We start from the raw sequence: 13,693 nt of genomic DNA, 5'->3' as shown, positions 1-13,693 counted from the left end.
TCAGTCGGTCAACAGCCGACGTAGCCAGTCCAGTTGGGCCGCCTGGGCCGCCTGTGACAGGGCCGCCTGCGGGGCGAAGCCGTCGAAGCCGTGGAAGCCGCCCGGCCAGACGTGGAGTTCGGCCGTGCCGCCGGACTGCCAGATGCGGGAGGCGTAGTCGACGACCTCGTCCCGGAAGGTCTCCGCGGAGCCGACGTCGAGGAAGGCCGGCGGCAGGCCGGACAGGTCGCTCGCGCGGGCGGGGGCGGCGTGGGACGGGACGTCGGGGCCGCCCCGGCGCTTGCCCAGCAGTGCCGTCCAGCCGGTCTCGTTGGCGGTGCGGTCCCAGACGCCGAGGCCCGCCATCTGGTGGCTGGAGACGGTCTCGTTGCGGTCGTCGAGCATCGGGCACATCAGCAGCTGGCCGATGACCGGCGGGCCCTGGCGGTCGCGCAGCAGGAGGGCGAGCGCGGCGGCCAGGCCGCCCCCGGCGCTCGCGCCCGCGATGACGATCCGGTCCGGGTCGCCGCCGATCTCCTCGGCGTGGGCGGCCGTCCACAGCAGGCCCGCATGGACGTCGTCGATCGGCGCCGGGTGCGGGTGCTCGGGCGCGAGGCGGTACTCGACCGAGACGACGACCGCGCCCAGTTCGCGCGCCCAGGTCAGCGGGCCGTCCACGCCGGCCCGGTTGTCGCCGAGGACCATGCCGCCGCCGTGCACGTGGTAGATCACCGGCAGCGGGGCGGCGGGGTCGGCGGACGTGGGGCGGCAGACGAGGAGGGAGATCGCCGGGGCCCCCTCCGGTCCGGGCACCGTGCGGTCCTCCGCCTCGAAGGTCCCGCCCATCGTGAGGTCGAACTGTCCCAGCAACTCGATGCCCGCGCCCTGCCGGACGGCGGGGATCTCCTCCATGGCGAGCCCGGGCGAGATCTGGTCCTTGATCAGCTCCAGCGCGGCGGCGAGTTCCGGGTCGAACGGGGGCGGGGGCGGGACCTGGGGCATGGCTTCTCCTCACCTGACTCACGCGGCTCGGGCCACCCGTCGCGCGACTCGTCCGCCCCGCGGTGGCTCCTGCGACCATGATCCACGTACCCCGTGGAGCCGGGAGGCCGCAGGACGGCGGCACCTGTCCGCCGGACGGCGGGTGCTCGGAACCGGGCCAGGTGCCGTAGCAGCCCCAGCGCGGTGAGCAGGGAGACCAGGGCGCAGACCCCGGCCCAGCCGAACCGCCCGTAGGCCCGCATGCCCAGCCACGACCCCAGGCTGCCACCCAGGTAGGCGCACGTCATGTACGCGGTGTTGAGACGGCTGCGGACCTCCCCGCCGAGGGCGTAGATCCGGACCTGGTTGGCGACCATCCCGGACTGCAGGCCGACGTCCAGCAGGAGCGTGCCCGCCACCAGGGCGACCAGACCGGATGTACCGCCGAGCGAGCCCAGGGCCAGCACTCCCGCCGAGCCAGCGACGATCACGAAGCACACCAGGTTCACCCCGTCCGGCCCGCGTCGGTCCACCAGGCGGCCCGCGAACGGCGTGACGACCATGGTCGCCGCGTTGACCAGCGCCAGCAGCCCGACCGCTGCCGCGCCCAGGCCGTACACCGGGCCCGTGAGCAACAGTGCTACGCCCGTCCAAGCGGCGGAGAAGCCGGCGAACACCGTCGCCTGGTAGAGGGAGGAGCGGCGCAGAGCCGGTTCCGTGCGCAGCAGGCGCAGCGGCTCGGTCAGCAGCCGCGGATACCGCTGCCGGGAGGGCGGGGTCGAGTCGGGGAGTGTGCGGGCGAGGAGGAGGGCGACCGCGAGGGTGAGCAGGGCCGCGAGCAGGTACGGCGCCCGCCAGCCCAGCCGCTCGCCCAGGGCGCCGCCGGCCGTGCGGGAGAGCAGCATGCCCGCGATGGAACCGCTCAGCAGCGTGCCGCCGACCACGCCCCGGCGCTCCTCGGGCACCATTCCGGCCGCCAGCGCCCCGGCCAGTGGAGCGATCACCGTCGTCGCCCCGACCAGCACGCTCGCCGCGAGCAGCGGCGTCAGCGCGGGCGCCCCGGCCGCGGCGCACAGGCCCAGGCCGGTCAGTGTGAGCAGGGTGACCAGCAGCGGGCGGGACGGGAGCCGGTCGCCGAGCGGGACGAGCAGGAAGACGCCCGCCGCGTAGCCGAACTGGGTCGCGGTGACCACGCCGGCCGCCGTGTCGGGTGAGACGCCGAGGCCCGCCGCCATGACCGGGGCGATCGCCTGCGGGAAGTAGACGTTGCCGACCCCGACCCCGCAGGCCGTGGCCAGCAGCGGAACGATCCGGGAGGAGCGGGGAACGGGCGCGGTACGCTGCGCTGCGTTGTGATCCGACATGTGCCGAAGTCCACGGCACGCACGGGCGGTTGCCAAAGGATGTAGGCCGGGGCTACATGATCAGCTTCCTGCTCGGTGTCGACGACCTCGTCGACACCCGGTTCGCGATCTCCCCGCTGTCCGAGGTCATGGGCAGTCTGCGCGCTCTGCGCGCCCCCGCGCTCTACCCGCTCCACGTGCGGTGGCGCGGGTCGGTCCTGCGCACGCTCGACCCGGCCGACCTGCGGCTGCTGTCCGCCCTGGTGGGCGACACGCTGGCGCTGCCCGACTTCCTGACACCGAGGCCCCCGTCCTTCGCGCCCACGATCGAGGACGAGCTGGCCGTCGTACGGGCCACACCCGTGGAGGTCGTACGCCGTGACCTGTACGCCGCCCACGCACCGAAGCCCCTCCCCGACGCGCTGCGGCAGGCCGCGGCCCCCGGCGATCCGGACGTCCTCGAACTGGTCGACGGGATCTGCTCGTCGCTGCGGCGCCACTGGGAGTCGGTTTTGCTGCCGCACTGGCCGCGGATACGGCTCGTGCTGGAGGCGGACATCACCCACCGCGCCCGGCAGCTGGCCACGGGCGGTGCGCGGCTCCTCTTCGCCGAGCTGCATCCGAACCTGCGCTGGCGGGACGGCGTCCTGACCATCGACCAGATGATCGGCCACCACCGGGTGGACGGATCGGGGCGCGGTCTGCGGCTGGTCCCGTCCCTGTTCGCGCACAAGCCGGCACCGCCGATCAGTGCCGAGGAGCCCCCGATGCTGGACTATCCGGGCCGGGGCGCCGCCACCCTGTGGGAGCCGGAGCCCGCCCCCGACGCCTCGGCGCTCGGCTCGCTGCTCGGCGCGCCCAGGACCACCGTCCTGCGCCTGCTCGCCGAACCCCTCCCGACCGTGGAACTCGCCCGCCGTCTCGGCGTGACGCCGAGCGCCGTCTCCCAGCACCTGCGGGTGCTGCACGCCACGGGCCTGGTCACCCGCGCCCGGGACGGCCGCCGGGTGCTGTACCGGCGCAGCCCGCTGGGGGAGCGGCTGGCGTCGGCATGACCTCGGTGGCACGCGAAAGGGGCCGGAGCACGGCTCCGGCCCCTCGCTGGTGCCTACGGGTCAGGCAGCCGCGCCCACGTTGCCGTGTAGGCGGGCGACGACCTCGGTCAGCTGGGCGGCGACCTCGGTGTCGTCGACCGGGTGGGTCTCGGCGAAGCGGGTCACGGAGCCCGGGATGGACAGCTTGATGTCCTCGATCACCTTGCCGCCGGCGATGCCCACGGCCTTGCGGGCCTCGTCCTGCGCCCAGACGCCGCCGTACTGGCCGAAGGCGGTGCCGATGACGGCGACGGGCTTGCCGCCGAAGGCGCCGGCGCCGTAGGGGCGGGACAGCCAGTCGATGGCGTTCTTCAGGACGGCCGGGATGGTGCCGTTGTACTCGGGGGAGAAGAGCAGGAAGGCGTCGGCGGCCCGGGCGGCCTCACGCAGCTTGGCGGCGGCGGCCGGGACGCTGCCCTCGACGTCGATGTCCTCGTTGTAGAAGGGGATCTCGGCCAGGCCCTCGAACAGGTCGACCTCGGCACCCTCCGGGGCGAGCTTGACGGCCGCCTCGGCGAGCTGACGGTTGTGCGAACCGGCGCGAAGGCTGCCGACGAGCGCGAGGATACGAACAGACATGGCTGTACTCCAAGGGGGGTGAAACATCGTCGTTACGATCCGGACCGGGGTCCGCTTAAGTTTCTACCAGGCTAACCGGACCGCGGTCCAGTTTCATTCCCGATGCTTTACGCTGGCTTCATGTCCAGCGCTCTGCCGCCCTTCCCGAAGTCTCAGGAGCCCCTCGAAACCCCTCAGCTACTGGAGGTCGAGGCGGCCCCCGAGGAGCCGTGCCTGCGTGCCGACGCGGCCCGCAACCGGGCCCGCCTGCTGGAGGCCGCCGCCCGGCTGATCGCGGCGCACGGAGTGGCCGGAGTGACGATGGAGGCGGTGGCCGCCGCGGCCCAGGTGGGCAAAGGGACGGTCTTCCGCCGCTTCGGCGACCGCAACGGACTGCTGATGGCGCTGCTCGACCACTCGGCGCGGCAGCTGCAGGCCGACTTCCTCGGCGGGCCGGCGCCGCTGGGTCCCGGGGCGCCGCCCCTGGAGCGGCTGCGGGCCTTCGGTGTGGCCGTGCTCTACCGGTCGGCCGAGCAGCTGGACCTGCAGCTGGCCGCCCAGCCGGAGCCGGACCGCCGGTTCTCGCACCCCTCGTTCCAGGCCCTGCGCACGCACGTCGCGATGCTGCTGCGGCAGATCGCGCCCACCGCCGACTGCGAACTCCTCTCCCAGACGCTGATGGCGTATCTCGACCCCGCGCTGATCCACCATCTGACCCGGCAGTGCGGGATGCCGATGCGGCGACTGGAGTCCGGCTGGCACGACCTCGTGGCGCGGGTGACGTGCACGGAGCGCTCCGGCTGAGCCGTGTTCAGCCGTGGTCGGCGCCGAACATGTCGAGCAGCCCCTGCGGCGCGTCGGCGCGGAACAGCATCGCGGCGCTGCGCGCGGACTCCGATGCGGAGAACTCGGCCCGCGGGAACATCCGCTCCTCGTAGGCGGCCAGCGCTGCCTCGGTGTCCCCGGGGTGTGCGGCGAGCGCGAGGCCCAGTTCGGCGCCGTCGAGCAGCGCGAGGTTGGCGCCCTCGCCCGCGAACGGCGACATCAGGTGCGCGGCGTCGCCGATCAGGGTGACCCCGGGGACCCGGTCCCAGCGGTGACCGACCGGCAGGGCGTGGATCCGCCGCGGCACCAGCGCGCCGTCCGCGTCCGTGACCAGTGCCTTCAGGCTGTCGTCCCAGCTGTCGAACTCCTTGAGCACCGCCGCTTCGGCCGCCTCGGTGTCGCTGAAGTCGATGCCGTCCAGCCAGTCCTCCGGCGCCTCGACGGCGGCGTAGACGTGCAGGCTCCCGTCGGACTCGCGGTGTGCGAGGAAGCCCCGGCCGGCGCCGAGCGCGAACAGCATGCCGCGGCCGACCACCCGGGCGCTCGCGGGGTGGCGCACGTCGGCGTCCAGCAGGTCCGCCTCGACGAACGACACGCCGGTGTAGGCGGGTTGTGCGGAGGAGAGCAGCGGGCGGATGCGGGACCAGGCGCCGTCCGCGCCCACCAGCAGGTCCGTGGTGAAGGCGCTGCCGTCCGCGAGCGTCACCTCGTGCCGGCCGGCGCCGAGCGGGCGCGCGCCGGTCACCTTCACGCCCCAGCGGACCGTGCCCTCCGGCAGGGAGCCCAGCAGCAGGTCGCGCAGGTCGCCGCGGCCGATCTCGGGGCGTCCGCGGGTGCCGTCGTCGGGCTCCTCCAGACGGACGGTCCCGTGCTGGTCGAGCACCCGCGTGGCCTCGCCGCCGACGTGGACGCGGGCCAGGAACTCCTCGTGCAGCCGGGCCGCGCGCAGCGCCTCCTGGCCGGAGTCGTCGTGGATGTCGAGCATGCCGCCCTGTGTCCGCGCGGCGGGCAAGGGGTCCAGGTCGAACACGGCGGCCTCGATGCCGTGCACGTGCAGCACCCGGGCGAGCGCGAGCCCGCCGAGTCCGGCGCCGACGATGGCGACGGGATGGTGGGGGAGGGCGTGGGCAGGGGTGGTCATGGTGGCCTCCTCGGAGGTGCGGGGATCAGTCGGGTACGGCGGTGCGCTCGATGCCGTTGACCAGTGCCTGGAGGGCCCAGGACAGCCGGGCCTCGGGGGCGCCCGACAGCAGGGCGTCGGCGGTCGCGGCGATGTGCGGGTGGGTGTCCTCGGACGCTCCGCGCAGGGCGCTGTCCAGCGCCTGCCAGTCGCCAGGGGACTCCTCCCCGGCGTGCTCGGCGGCGGTCGCGGTGGCGTGCTGCAGCAGCAGGTCGACGCCCCACGCCGCCCGCTCGCGCGGCACCCCGCCCTCGTCGAGCAGGGCGAGCAGCGTCTCGATCAGGTTCAGGTAGTGCGGGCCGCTCGGCCGGGCGGTCAGCGCCGAGCGGGCCAGGCTCGGATGCTCCAGCAGCATCCGTGTGTAGGCGGTGAGCACGCGTTCCAGCCGCTCGCGCCAGGTGCCCTCGGCCGGAGCGGGCCCGACCGTGCCGAGCAGCTCGTCCAGGACGGCCGCGTGCAGCTCGTCGGTGTTGCGGACGTAGACGTACAGCGAGGCGGGACCCGTGTCGAGCTCCTGCGCGAGCCGTCGCATGGTCACCTTCCGCAGGCCTTCGGCGCGCAGGATCGCCACCGCGACGGCGACGATGCCCTCCCGGGTGAGAGCGGGCTTGGCGGGACGGTCGCGACGGGAGCGGGGGGAAGCTGTCATGCGCCCACGGTAACGAACATGTTCGTCCCGAACAAGTTCGTAGCGAACGTGTTCGTGAATGCGTTCGTGAGCTGTCGACCTGCGCTTACTCGACGGAGCTTTCGTTCAGCGGTGAACCACCTTCCCCCGCCCGCCCCCGCCCGCCGCTCCTCTGCCAGGATGCGGTCTGTCATGGTGCAGATACCGAACACGTCCCCGTCCGCTGCGCCCGCACCGCACTCCGTCCCCACGAGTGCCGATGTGGCCCGGCTGGCCGGCGTCTCGCGCGCGACCGTCTCCTACGTCCTCAACAACACCAGCGCCGTACGCATCAGCGAGCCGACGCGCCGCCGCGTCCGCGAGGCCGCGCGAGAGCTGGGGTACGTGCCCCACGCGGCCGCCCGCAGCCTGCGCGCCGGACACAGCCGTATGGTCCTGATGCCCGCCCCGGCGATCCCGGTGGGCCCCCTCTACAGCCGCTTCCTCAGTGATCTCCAGTCGGCCCTCGGCCGCCTCGACTACACGGTCGTGCAGTACGGAACCGTCGGCCTCCAGGGCGACGAAGCAGCCCGCGCCTGGGCCGAGTTGCGTCCCGTCGCCGTCCTGGTACCGGGTGCGGGGCTCGGCCCGCAGGGCGTCGCCGTGCTCAAGCGGTCCGGCGCCCGCGCCGTGGTGACCCTCGGCCCCGAACGCGTCGACGGCGCACACGCCCTGCTCATGGACCACGACGCCGTCGGCCACTGCGCCGGCGCGCATCTGTACGCCCGGGGCCGGCGCCGTATCGGTGTGATCGTCCCCGAGGAGCCGGGCCTGGAGTCCTTCTCCCGGCCCCGGCTCGCCGGTGTGCAGCAGGCCCTGCACGGCACGGACGCGACCGTGACCGCGCTGCCGCTCGCGTACACGGAGCAGGCCGCCGCCGAACTCGCCTGCCGCTGGCCCCGGTTGGGCCTGGACGCGGTGTTCGCCTACAACGACGAGTACGCCATGCTCCTGATGTGCGCCCTGCAGGACCAGGGCGTACGCATCCCCGAAGACATCGCTGTCGTCGGCGCCGACGACCTGATGCTCGGCCGGCTGCTGCGGCCCCGGCTCAGCACCGTCCGCATCGAGCTGCCCTCCGGCCGCGAACTCGCGGAACTGGTCGACCGCGCGGTCCGCGACCCCGGAGGCGAGCCCGAGGTGCGCAGGGTGCTGGGCGCCTCGCTCGTCCATCGCGCGTCCAGCTGAGCCGGTTTCCGGCTGCGGTCGGCGTTCCGGAGAGGCATGACCGTGATGCGGCTTCGCCCTCGACGGGGGCCGTACCCCTTCCGGAGCTCCGGCCCGGGTGTCACTCGCCCTTCGCCTCCTGGGCGGCGATGCTCTTGCGGACCTCGTCCATGTCCACCTTCCGGGCCTGTCCGATGACGTCCGTGAGGGCGGCCTCGGGCAGGGCACCCGGCTGGGCGAAGATCGCGACCTGGTCCCGGACGATCATCAGAGTCGGGATCGACTGGATGCCGAAGGCCTGGGCCAGCTCCGGCTGGGCCTCGGTGTCCACCTTGCCGAACACCAGGTCGGGGTTGTCCTCGGCGGCCTTCTCGTAGACGGGCGCGAACTGACGGCACGGCCCGCACCAGGAGGCCCAGAAGTCGATGAGGACGAACTCGTTCTCGGTGACGGTCTGGTCGAAGTTCTCCTTGGTGAGCTCCACAGTGCTGCTCATGGCGTGATTCCCTCTTCCTGGTGTGGGGGCTTGTGCCGACGGCAAAAACACGGCGACGCGGTCGCCTATTCCATGCCTGTTCCGTGCGTGCACGGCCGTATTCCGTGCGCGTACCCGTGTGGCCCCCGTGCCGACCACCCACCAGACTGACCCCATGACGGAAACGGAATCCATCGCGTACGACGTCGTGGTGCTCGGGGCCGGGCCCGTGGGGGAGAACGTCGCCGACCGCACCCGTGCGGCCGGCCTCACCACCGCGGTCGTGGAGAGCGAGCTGGTCGGCGGCGAGTGCTCGTACTGGGCCTGCATGCCCAGCAAGGCGCTGCTCAGGCCGGTCATCGCCCAGGCGGACGCCCGCCGCCTGCCCGGCCTGGCCGAGGCGGTCCAGGGTCCCCTCGGCACGCCCGCCGTCCTGGCCCGCCGGGACGAGTACACCTCGCACTGGAAGGACGACGGCCAGGTCCGCTGGCTGGACGGCATCGGCGCCGACCTGTACCGCGGCCAGGGGCGCCTCGCCGGCCCCCGCACGGTCACCGTGACCGGCCCCGACGGCACCGTGACGACCCTCACCGCACGGCACGCCGTGGCCGTCAGCACCGGTACCCGCGCCCAGCTGCCCGACCTGCCCGGCCTGGCCGAGGTCAAGCCCTGGACCAGCCGCGAGGCCACCAGCGCCAAGACCGCCCCCGGCCGGCTGATCGTGGTCGGCGGCGGTGTCGTCGCCACCGAGATGGCCACCGCCTGGCAGGCCCTCGGCTCGCAGGTCACCCTGCTGGTCCGCGGCAAGGGCCTGCTGGGCCGCATGGAGCCGTTCGCCGGGGAACTGGTCGCCGAGGCGCTGAGCGAGGCGGGCGTCGACGTCCGCACCGGCACCGCGGTCGAGTCCGTCGCCCGCGAGAACGGCACCGTCGTGGCCGTCACCCACGGCGGCGACCGCCTGGAGGCCGACGAGATCCTCTTCGCCACCGGCCGCGTCCCGCACACCGACGACATCGGCCTCGACACCGTCGGCCTGGAGCCGGGCTCCTGGCTGGACGTCGACGACAGCCTCCGCGTCGACGGCACCGACTGGCTGTACGCGGTCGGCGACGTCAACCACCGCGCCCTCCTCACCCACCAGGGCAAGTACCAGGCCCGCATCGCAGGCGCCGCCATCGCCGCCCGGGCCGCCGGCAACCCCCTGCTGGACGAGCCCTGGGGCGCGCACGCCGCGACCGCGGACCACTACGCCGTGCCCCAGGTCGTCTTCACCGAACCGGAGGCCGCCGCCGTCGGCCTCTCCCTCGCCGAGGCGGAACAGGCCGGCCACCGCGTCCGCGCCGTCGACGTCGAGTTCTCCTCCGTCGCCGGGGCAGGCCTGTACGCCGACGGCTACAAGGGCCGCGCCCGCATGGTGGTCGACCTGGAGGAGGACATCCTGCGCGGTGTCACCTTCGTCGGCCCCGGCGTCGGCGAACTGATCCACTCGGCGACCGTCGCGGTGGCGGGCCGGGTCCCGGTCGGCCGCCTGTGGCACGCGGTGGCGTCGTATCCGACGCTCAGCGAGGTGTGGCTGCGGCTGCTGGAGGCCTACCGGGACAACTGACCGCCGGCTCAGGGCAGTTCGAAGCCCAGCGCCTCGGCCGCCGCGTGCGGGGTCGGCTGTCCCCAGCGGGCGGCCACCGCCTCGTTCGTGGACAGGGAACGCAGTTCGGCACGGTCGAGATAGAGCAGGCCGTCGAGGTGGTCCGTCTCGTGCTGGACGATACGTGCGGGCCAGCCCGTGAACACCTCGTCCAGCTCGCGGCCGTGCTCGTCCTGCCCGCGCAGCCGCACCTCGGCGTGCCGGGCCACCACGGCCTGCCAGCCCGGCACGCTCAGGCAGCCTTCGAAGAACGCGGTGCGGGCGGTACCGACGGGCTCGTACGACGGGTTGACCAGGACCCGGAACGGCTGCGGCACCCGGCCCCGGACCAGCGCCACCTCCTCCGGCACCGGCGCCGGGTCCTCGATCACCGCGATCCGCAGCGGTACGCCGACCTGCGGTGCGGCCAGGCCCACGCCCGGGGCCGCGTGCATGGTGACGCGCAGGGCCTCCACGAAGCGGTCCAGCAGGGCGGGACCGAGCTGACCGTCGTACGGTTCGGTGCCCTGGCGCAGGACCGGCAGGCCGGCCGCGACGATGGGCAAGGGGCCGCCGGCCGCGAGGAGTTCCTCGACCCGCTCGGCGAGAAGTTCGCGATCACTGGGAGGTGCCATCGCGTCAGGATGCCATGCCCGCCTGCCGCACCCTGTGGTACAGGTCACCAACACTCCGGGGAACTCGGGCCCTTCGCGATCCGACCACTGGACCGCCCCGCTTCCGCCCCGAGTCCCCCGGAGAAGCCAGCCGATGACCACCGCTCCCTCGCCGGCCACCGACGAGACACCTGGACCGCCCGCCCCGGCCCCCTCCCCGAGCCGCTGGGCCCCGCTGCGCCCCCTCGTGCTGCGCCTGCACTTCTACGCAGGTCTGCTCGTCGCCCCGTTCCTGCTGGTCGCCGCCGTCACCGGCCTGCTGTACGCGGGCTCGTTCCAGGCCGAGAAGCTCGTGTACGACCATGAACTGACCGTTCCCGCCGGGGACCGCGAGCTGCCCCTCTCCGCCCAGGTCGCCGCGGCCCGCAAGGCCCACCCCGAGGGCACCGTCTCGGCGGTACGACCCGCATCCGAGCCCGGCACGACCACCCGGGTGCTGCTCTCCGGCGTCACGGGCGTCGACCCCGACCACACCCTCGCCGTGTTCGTGGACCCCGCCACCGGGAAAGTGCGCGGGGCCCTCGAACAGTACGGCTCGACCGGCGCGTTGCCCCTGCGCACCTGGATCGACGAACTCCACCGCGACCTGCACCTCGGCGACACCGGCCGGCTCTACAGCGAGCTGGCGGCCAGCTGGCTGTGGGTGATCGCGGGCGGCGGCCTGGTGCTCTGGTTCTCCCGGCGCCGCGCCTTGCGCACGGTGCGTGGGACCAGCGGTCGGCGCCGCACCCTCGGCCTGCACGGCACGGTCGGGGTCTGGACCGCCGCCGGGTTCCTGTTCCTGTCGGCGACCGGACTGACCTGGTCGACGTACGCCGGCGCCACCATCGACGAACTGCGCACCTCGCTCGGCCAGGCCACCCCGTCCGTCTCCGCGGCCGGCGGCGAGCACACGGGCCACGGGACGGCGGCCGGCGCCGGCGGGGACGCCGGACACGGGGTCGGCCTCGACAAGGTGCTCGCGGCGGCCCGGGCCAAGGGGCTCGGCGACCCCGTGGAGATCGTGCCGCCGGCCGATGCGAACAGCGCCTACGTCGTGAAGCAGGTCCAGCGCAGCTGGCCGGAGAAGCAGGACGCCGTCGCCGTCGACCCGGCGACCGGCCAGGTGACCGACGAACTGCGGTTCGCCGACTACCCGGTGCTCGCCAAGCTCACCCGCTGGGGCATCGACCTGCACACCGGCGTCCTCTTCGGCATCGTCAACCAGATCGCCCTCGCCCTGCTCGCGCTCGCCCTGATCCTGCTCATCGTGTGGGGCTACCGCATGTGGTGGCAGCGCGGGCGCGGCTCCGTCTTCGGCCGGCCGATCCCGCGCGGCGCCTGGGCGCAGGTGCCGCCGTACCTCCTCGTACCGGCCCTGGCGGTGATCGCCGTACTCGGCTACTTCGTGCCGTTGCTCGGGATTCCGTTGGCCGGATTCATCGCCGTCGACATCGTCCTCGGCGAGATCGCGCACCGCCGCGGCCGCCGCACGTACGGAGGCACGGCAGGCGTGAAGTAGCGTGGTCCGACACGCGGGTGCCGGCGCAGCGAGTGAGCCGAAGGGGCGCGTCGGAGGCGAACCGAGCGGCAGACAAAGGGGAGAGCAGGACATGGTGCGGGACGGCGGCCGAGCCCGGCGGCGCGGGCAGGGCGAACTGGAGGGCCAGGTCCTCGGCGCGCTGCGCGAGGCGGACGGGCCGGTCGGCGCCGCCTGGGTACAGGAACGCCTCGGCGGCGACCTCGCCTACACCACCGTCGTCACCATCCTCACCCGGCTGCTCGCCAAGGACGTCGTCGCCCGCGAACGGCAGGGCCGCTCCTTCCTGTGGACGCCCACCGCCGACGTGGCCCGGCTCGCCGCGCTGCGCATGCGCCGTCTGCTGGACGGCGAACGCGACCGTGAAGCCGTCCTGGCGAGCTTCGTCACCGCCCTGCCGCCCGACGACGAACAGGTGCTGCGGGCGCTGCTGGAGGCCGCAGAGCCGGGCTCGGTGAACAACGGGAACACCCCGCGCACCGGCGACGGCGGTACGGAACACTGACCACCCATGGGGGTCTTCGTCTTCCTGCCGCTGGTGCTGCCGCTCTCCGCCTGGCCGGTCGCCCGGCTCGCCGAGGTACACCTGCACCCGCGCACCGCCACTTGGCTCCTCACCGCGGTCGCCGTCGTGATGGCCGTGTGCAGCACCCTCTGTCTGGCCCTGCTGATGGTCGTCGGCACCGCCCAGCTGCCGGGCAACCCCCTCCCGGACGGCTGGGCCGACCCCGAGGTGCGGGCCGCCGTCCCGCACGACGAGGTCGCGGGCCGCGCCGCCATCCCCGCCCTCGTCGTGGTCGCCACCGCCTGCGCCCGCACGCTGTGGCGCCACCACCGGGTCACCCGCCGGGCCCACCGCGCCCTGGCCGCCCTGCCCGGTCCGACGGTGGCCGTCCTGCCCGACAGTGCGCCGTACTCCTACGCCCTGCCCGGCGGCCGGGGACGCATCGTCGTCACCAGCGCGCTACTGGACGGGCTCGCCCCCGCCGAACGGCGCGCCCTGTTCGCCCATGAACGCGCCCACCTCGCCGCCCGCCACCACCGCCATCTGCTCGCCGCCCATCTGGCCGCCAGGGCCAACCCCTTCCTGCGCCCGCTGCGCACCGCCGTCGTCTACACGGCCGAGCGCTGGGCGGACGAGGAGGCGGCCCGTGCGGTCGGCGACCGGCGTACGGTCGCCCGCGCGATCGGCAAGGCGGCGCTGCTGTCCCACGGCACCCCGGCGCCCACCCTCGCCGCGCTCGCCACGACCGGTCCCGTCCCGCGCCGGGTGGCAGCCCTACTGGCCCCCGCTCCCGTGGCCCGCTCCTGGCCCTCGGCGTTCACCGCGGTCGGCCTCGCCGCCTGGGGCGCCGCCGCCGGCACCCTGGTGTCGGCGATGTCCTCGGCGAACTCGGCCGTCACACTGTTCCTGATCCTGCACGCGGCGGCCCCGCTGTGACCTCGGTAGGGCACTGATGACATGCACGGTACGGCGGCCGACCCGACACGCACGAAGGGCCCGGGTTCCCGGAGGGCGCTTTCTAGGGGTCATTGCAACAGGTGGTTGTGTTGATCAGGCCGCGAGCAGTTTATGCAGGCGCTCGGCTGGGGTTTCCCAGCCGAGC

General features: G+C 73.9%; 14 protein-coding genes. 7 read left to right on the top strand and 7 right to left on the bottom strand.

Annotated features, from left to right (window positions below; all coding sequences use genetic code 11):
- A complete protein-coding gene (locus tag ACIRVH_RS41845; RefSeq protein WP_403965106.1) occupies positions 1-981 on the bottom strand; it encodes an alpha/beta hydrolase in 981 nt (326 codons plus the stop codon).
- The gene (locus tag ACIRVH_RS41840; protein ID WP_403965105.1) at positions 921-2,324 is read right to left on the bottom strand and encodes an MFS transporter; all 1,404 of its coding nucleotides are present in this window, start codon (positions 2,322-2,324) and stop codon (positions 921-923) included. Before ACIRVH_RS41840 ends, ACIRVH_RS41845 begins: the two co-directional genes overlap by 61 nt.
- Before the next feature lie 56 nt (positions 2,325-2,380).
- On the opposite strand from ACIRVH_RS41840, the gene ACIRVH_RS41835 reads away from it, so the two are divergent.
- Positions 2,381-3,358, top strand: coding sequence for a metalloregulator ArsR/SmtB family transcription factor (locus tag ACIRVH_RS41835; protein WP_403965272.1), 978 nt, complete (start codon positions 2,381-2,383; stop codon positions 3,356-3,358).
- Positions 3,359-3,418: 60 nt separating this feature from the next.
- Here ACIRVH_RS41835 and ACIRVH_RS41830 read toward each other — a convergent pair whose 3' ends face one another.
- Positions 3,419-3,976 carry an NAD(P)H-dependent oxidoreductase gene (locus ACIRVH_RS41830; protein ID WP_403965104.1) on the bottom strand — a complete coding sequence of 186 codons (558 nt, stop codon included), beginning with the start codon at positions 3,974-3,976 and terminating at the stop codon, positions 3,419-3,421.
- Positions 3,977-4,078: 102 nt separating this feature from the next.
- Here ACIRVH_RS41830 and ACIRVH_RS41825 point away from each other — a divergent pair, with 102 nt between their 5' ends.
- Positions 4,079-4,759: a TetR/AcrR family transcriptional regulator gene (locus ACIRVH_RS41825; RefSeq protein ID WP_403965102.1), complete on the top strand. Its 681-nt coding sequence runs from the start codon at positions 4,079-4,081 to the stop codon at positions 4,757-4,759.
- Between the two features lie 7 nt (positions 4,760-4,766).
- Here the strand turns inward: ACIRVH_RS41825 and ACIRVH_RS41820 are convergent, their stop codons facing one another.
- The gene (locus ACIRVH_RS41820) at positions 4,767-5,921 is read right to left on the bottom strand and encodes an FAD-dependent oxidoreductase (protein ID WP_403965100.1); all 1,155 of its coding nucleotides are present in this window, start codon (positions 5,919-5,921) and stop codon (positions 4,767-4,769) included.
- Between the two features lie 25 nt (positions 5,922-5,946).
- Positions 5,947-6,609: a TetR/AcrR family transcriptional regulator gene (locus ACIRVH_RS41815; RefSeq protein ID WP_403965098.1), complete on the bottom strand. Its 663-nt coding sequence runs from the start codon at positions 6,607-6,609 to the stop codon at positions 5,947-5,949.
- 159 nt (positions 6,610-6,768) lie between these two features.
- Between ACIRVH_RS41815 and ACIRVH_RS41810 the strand changes: the two genes are divergently transcribed.
- Positions 6,769-7,815: a LacI family DNA-binding transcriptional regulator gene (locus ACIRVH_RS41810; protein WP_403965096.1), complete on the top strand. Its 1,047-nt coding sequence runs from the start codon at positions 6,769-6,771 to the stop codon at positions 7,813-7,815.
- Between the two features lie 100 nt (positions 7,816-7,915).
- Here ACIRVH_RS41810 and trxA read toward each other — a convergent pair whose 3' ends face one another.
- Positions 7,916-8,290 (bottom strand): thioredoxin, encoded by a 375-nt coding sequence (trxA, locus tag ACIRVH_RS41805; protein WP_403965094.1) that lies wholly within the window; start codon positions 8,288-8,290, stop codon positions 7,916-7,918.
- A gap of 154 nt (positions 8,291-8,444) precedes the next feature.
- On the opposite strand from trxA, the gene ACIRVH_RS41800 reads away from it, so the two are divergent.
- The gene (locus tag ACIRVH_RS41800; protein ID WP_403965092.1) at positions 8,445-9,875 is read left to right on the top strand and encodes a dihydrolipoyl dehydrogenase family protein; all 1,431 of its coding nucleotides are present in this window, start codon (positions 8,445-8,447) and stop codon (positions 9,873-9,875) included.
- An 8-nt stretch (positions 9,876-9,883) separates the two neighbouring features.
- On the opposite strand, the gene ACIRVH_RS41795 is transcribed toward ACIRVH_RS41800, so the two are convergent.
- A complete protein-coding gene (locus ACIRVH_RS41795) occupies positions 9,884-10,528 on the bottom strand; it encodes a peptide deformylase (RefSeq protein ID WP_403965090.1) in 645 nt (214 codons plus the stop codon).
- Between the two features lie 133 nt (positions 10,529-10,661).
- Here ACIRVH_RS41795 and ACIRVH_RS41790 point away from each other — a divergent pair, with 133 nt between their 5' ends.
- From ACIRVH_RS41790 to ACIRVH_RS41780, 3 genes are all read left to right on the top strand, one after another.
- Complete coding sequence (locus tag ACIRVH_RS41790) at positions 10,662-12,068, top strand: PepSY-associated TM helix domain-containing protein (protein WP_403965089.1); 1,407 nt, start codon at positions 10,662-10,664, stop codon at positions 12,066-12,068.
- A 91-nt stretch (positions 12,069-12,159) separates the two neighbouring features.
- Positions 12,160-12,591 carry a BlaI/MecI/CopY family transcriptional regulator gene (locus ACIRVH_RS41785; RefSeq protein ID WP_403965088.1) on the top strand — a complete coding sequence of 144 codons (432 nt, stop codon included), beginning with the start codon at positions 12,160-12,162 and terminating at the stop codon, positions 12,589-12,591.
- Positions 12,592-12,597: 6 nt separating this feature from the next.
- Entirely contained in the window at positions 12,598-13,527 is a 930-nt protein-coding gene (locus ACIRVH_RS41780; protein ID WP_403965086.1) for a M56 family metallopeptidase, read from the top strand.
- The last annotated feature ends 166 nt before the right edge of the window (positions 13,528-13,693 follow it).

Origin of the sequence: Streptomyces sp. NPDC101165 (assembly GCF_044768135.1) — a bacterium.
Lineage (GTDB): Bacteria > Actinomycetota > Actinomycetes > Streptomycetales > Streptomycetaceae > Streptomyces.
The sequence above is the reverse complement of the archived record's forward strand: the minus strand, read 5'-3'. Positions and strand labels throughout refer to the sequence as shown.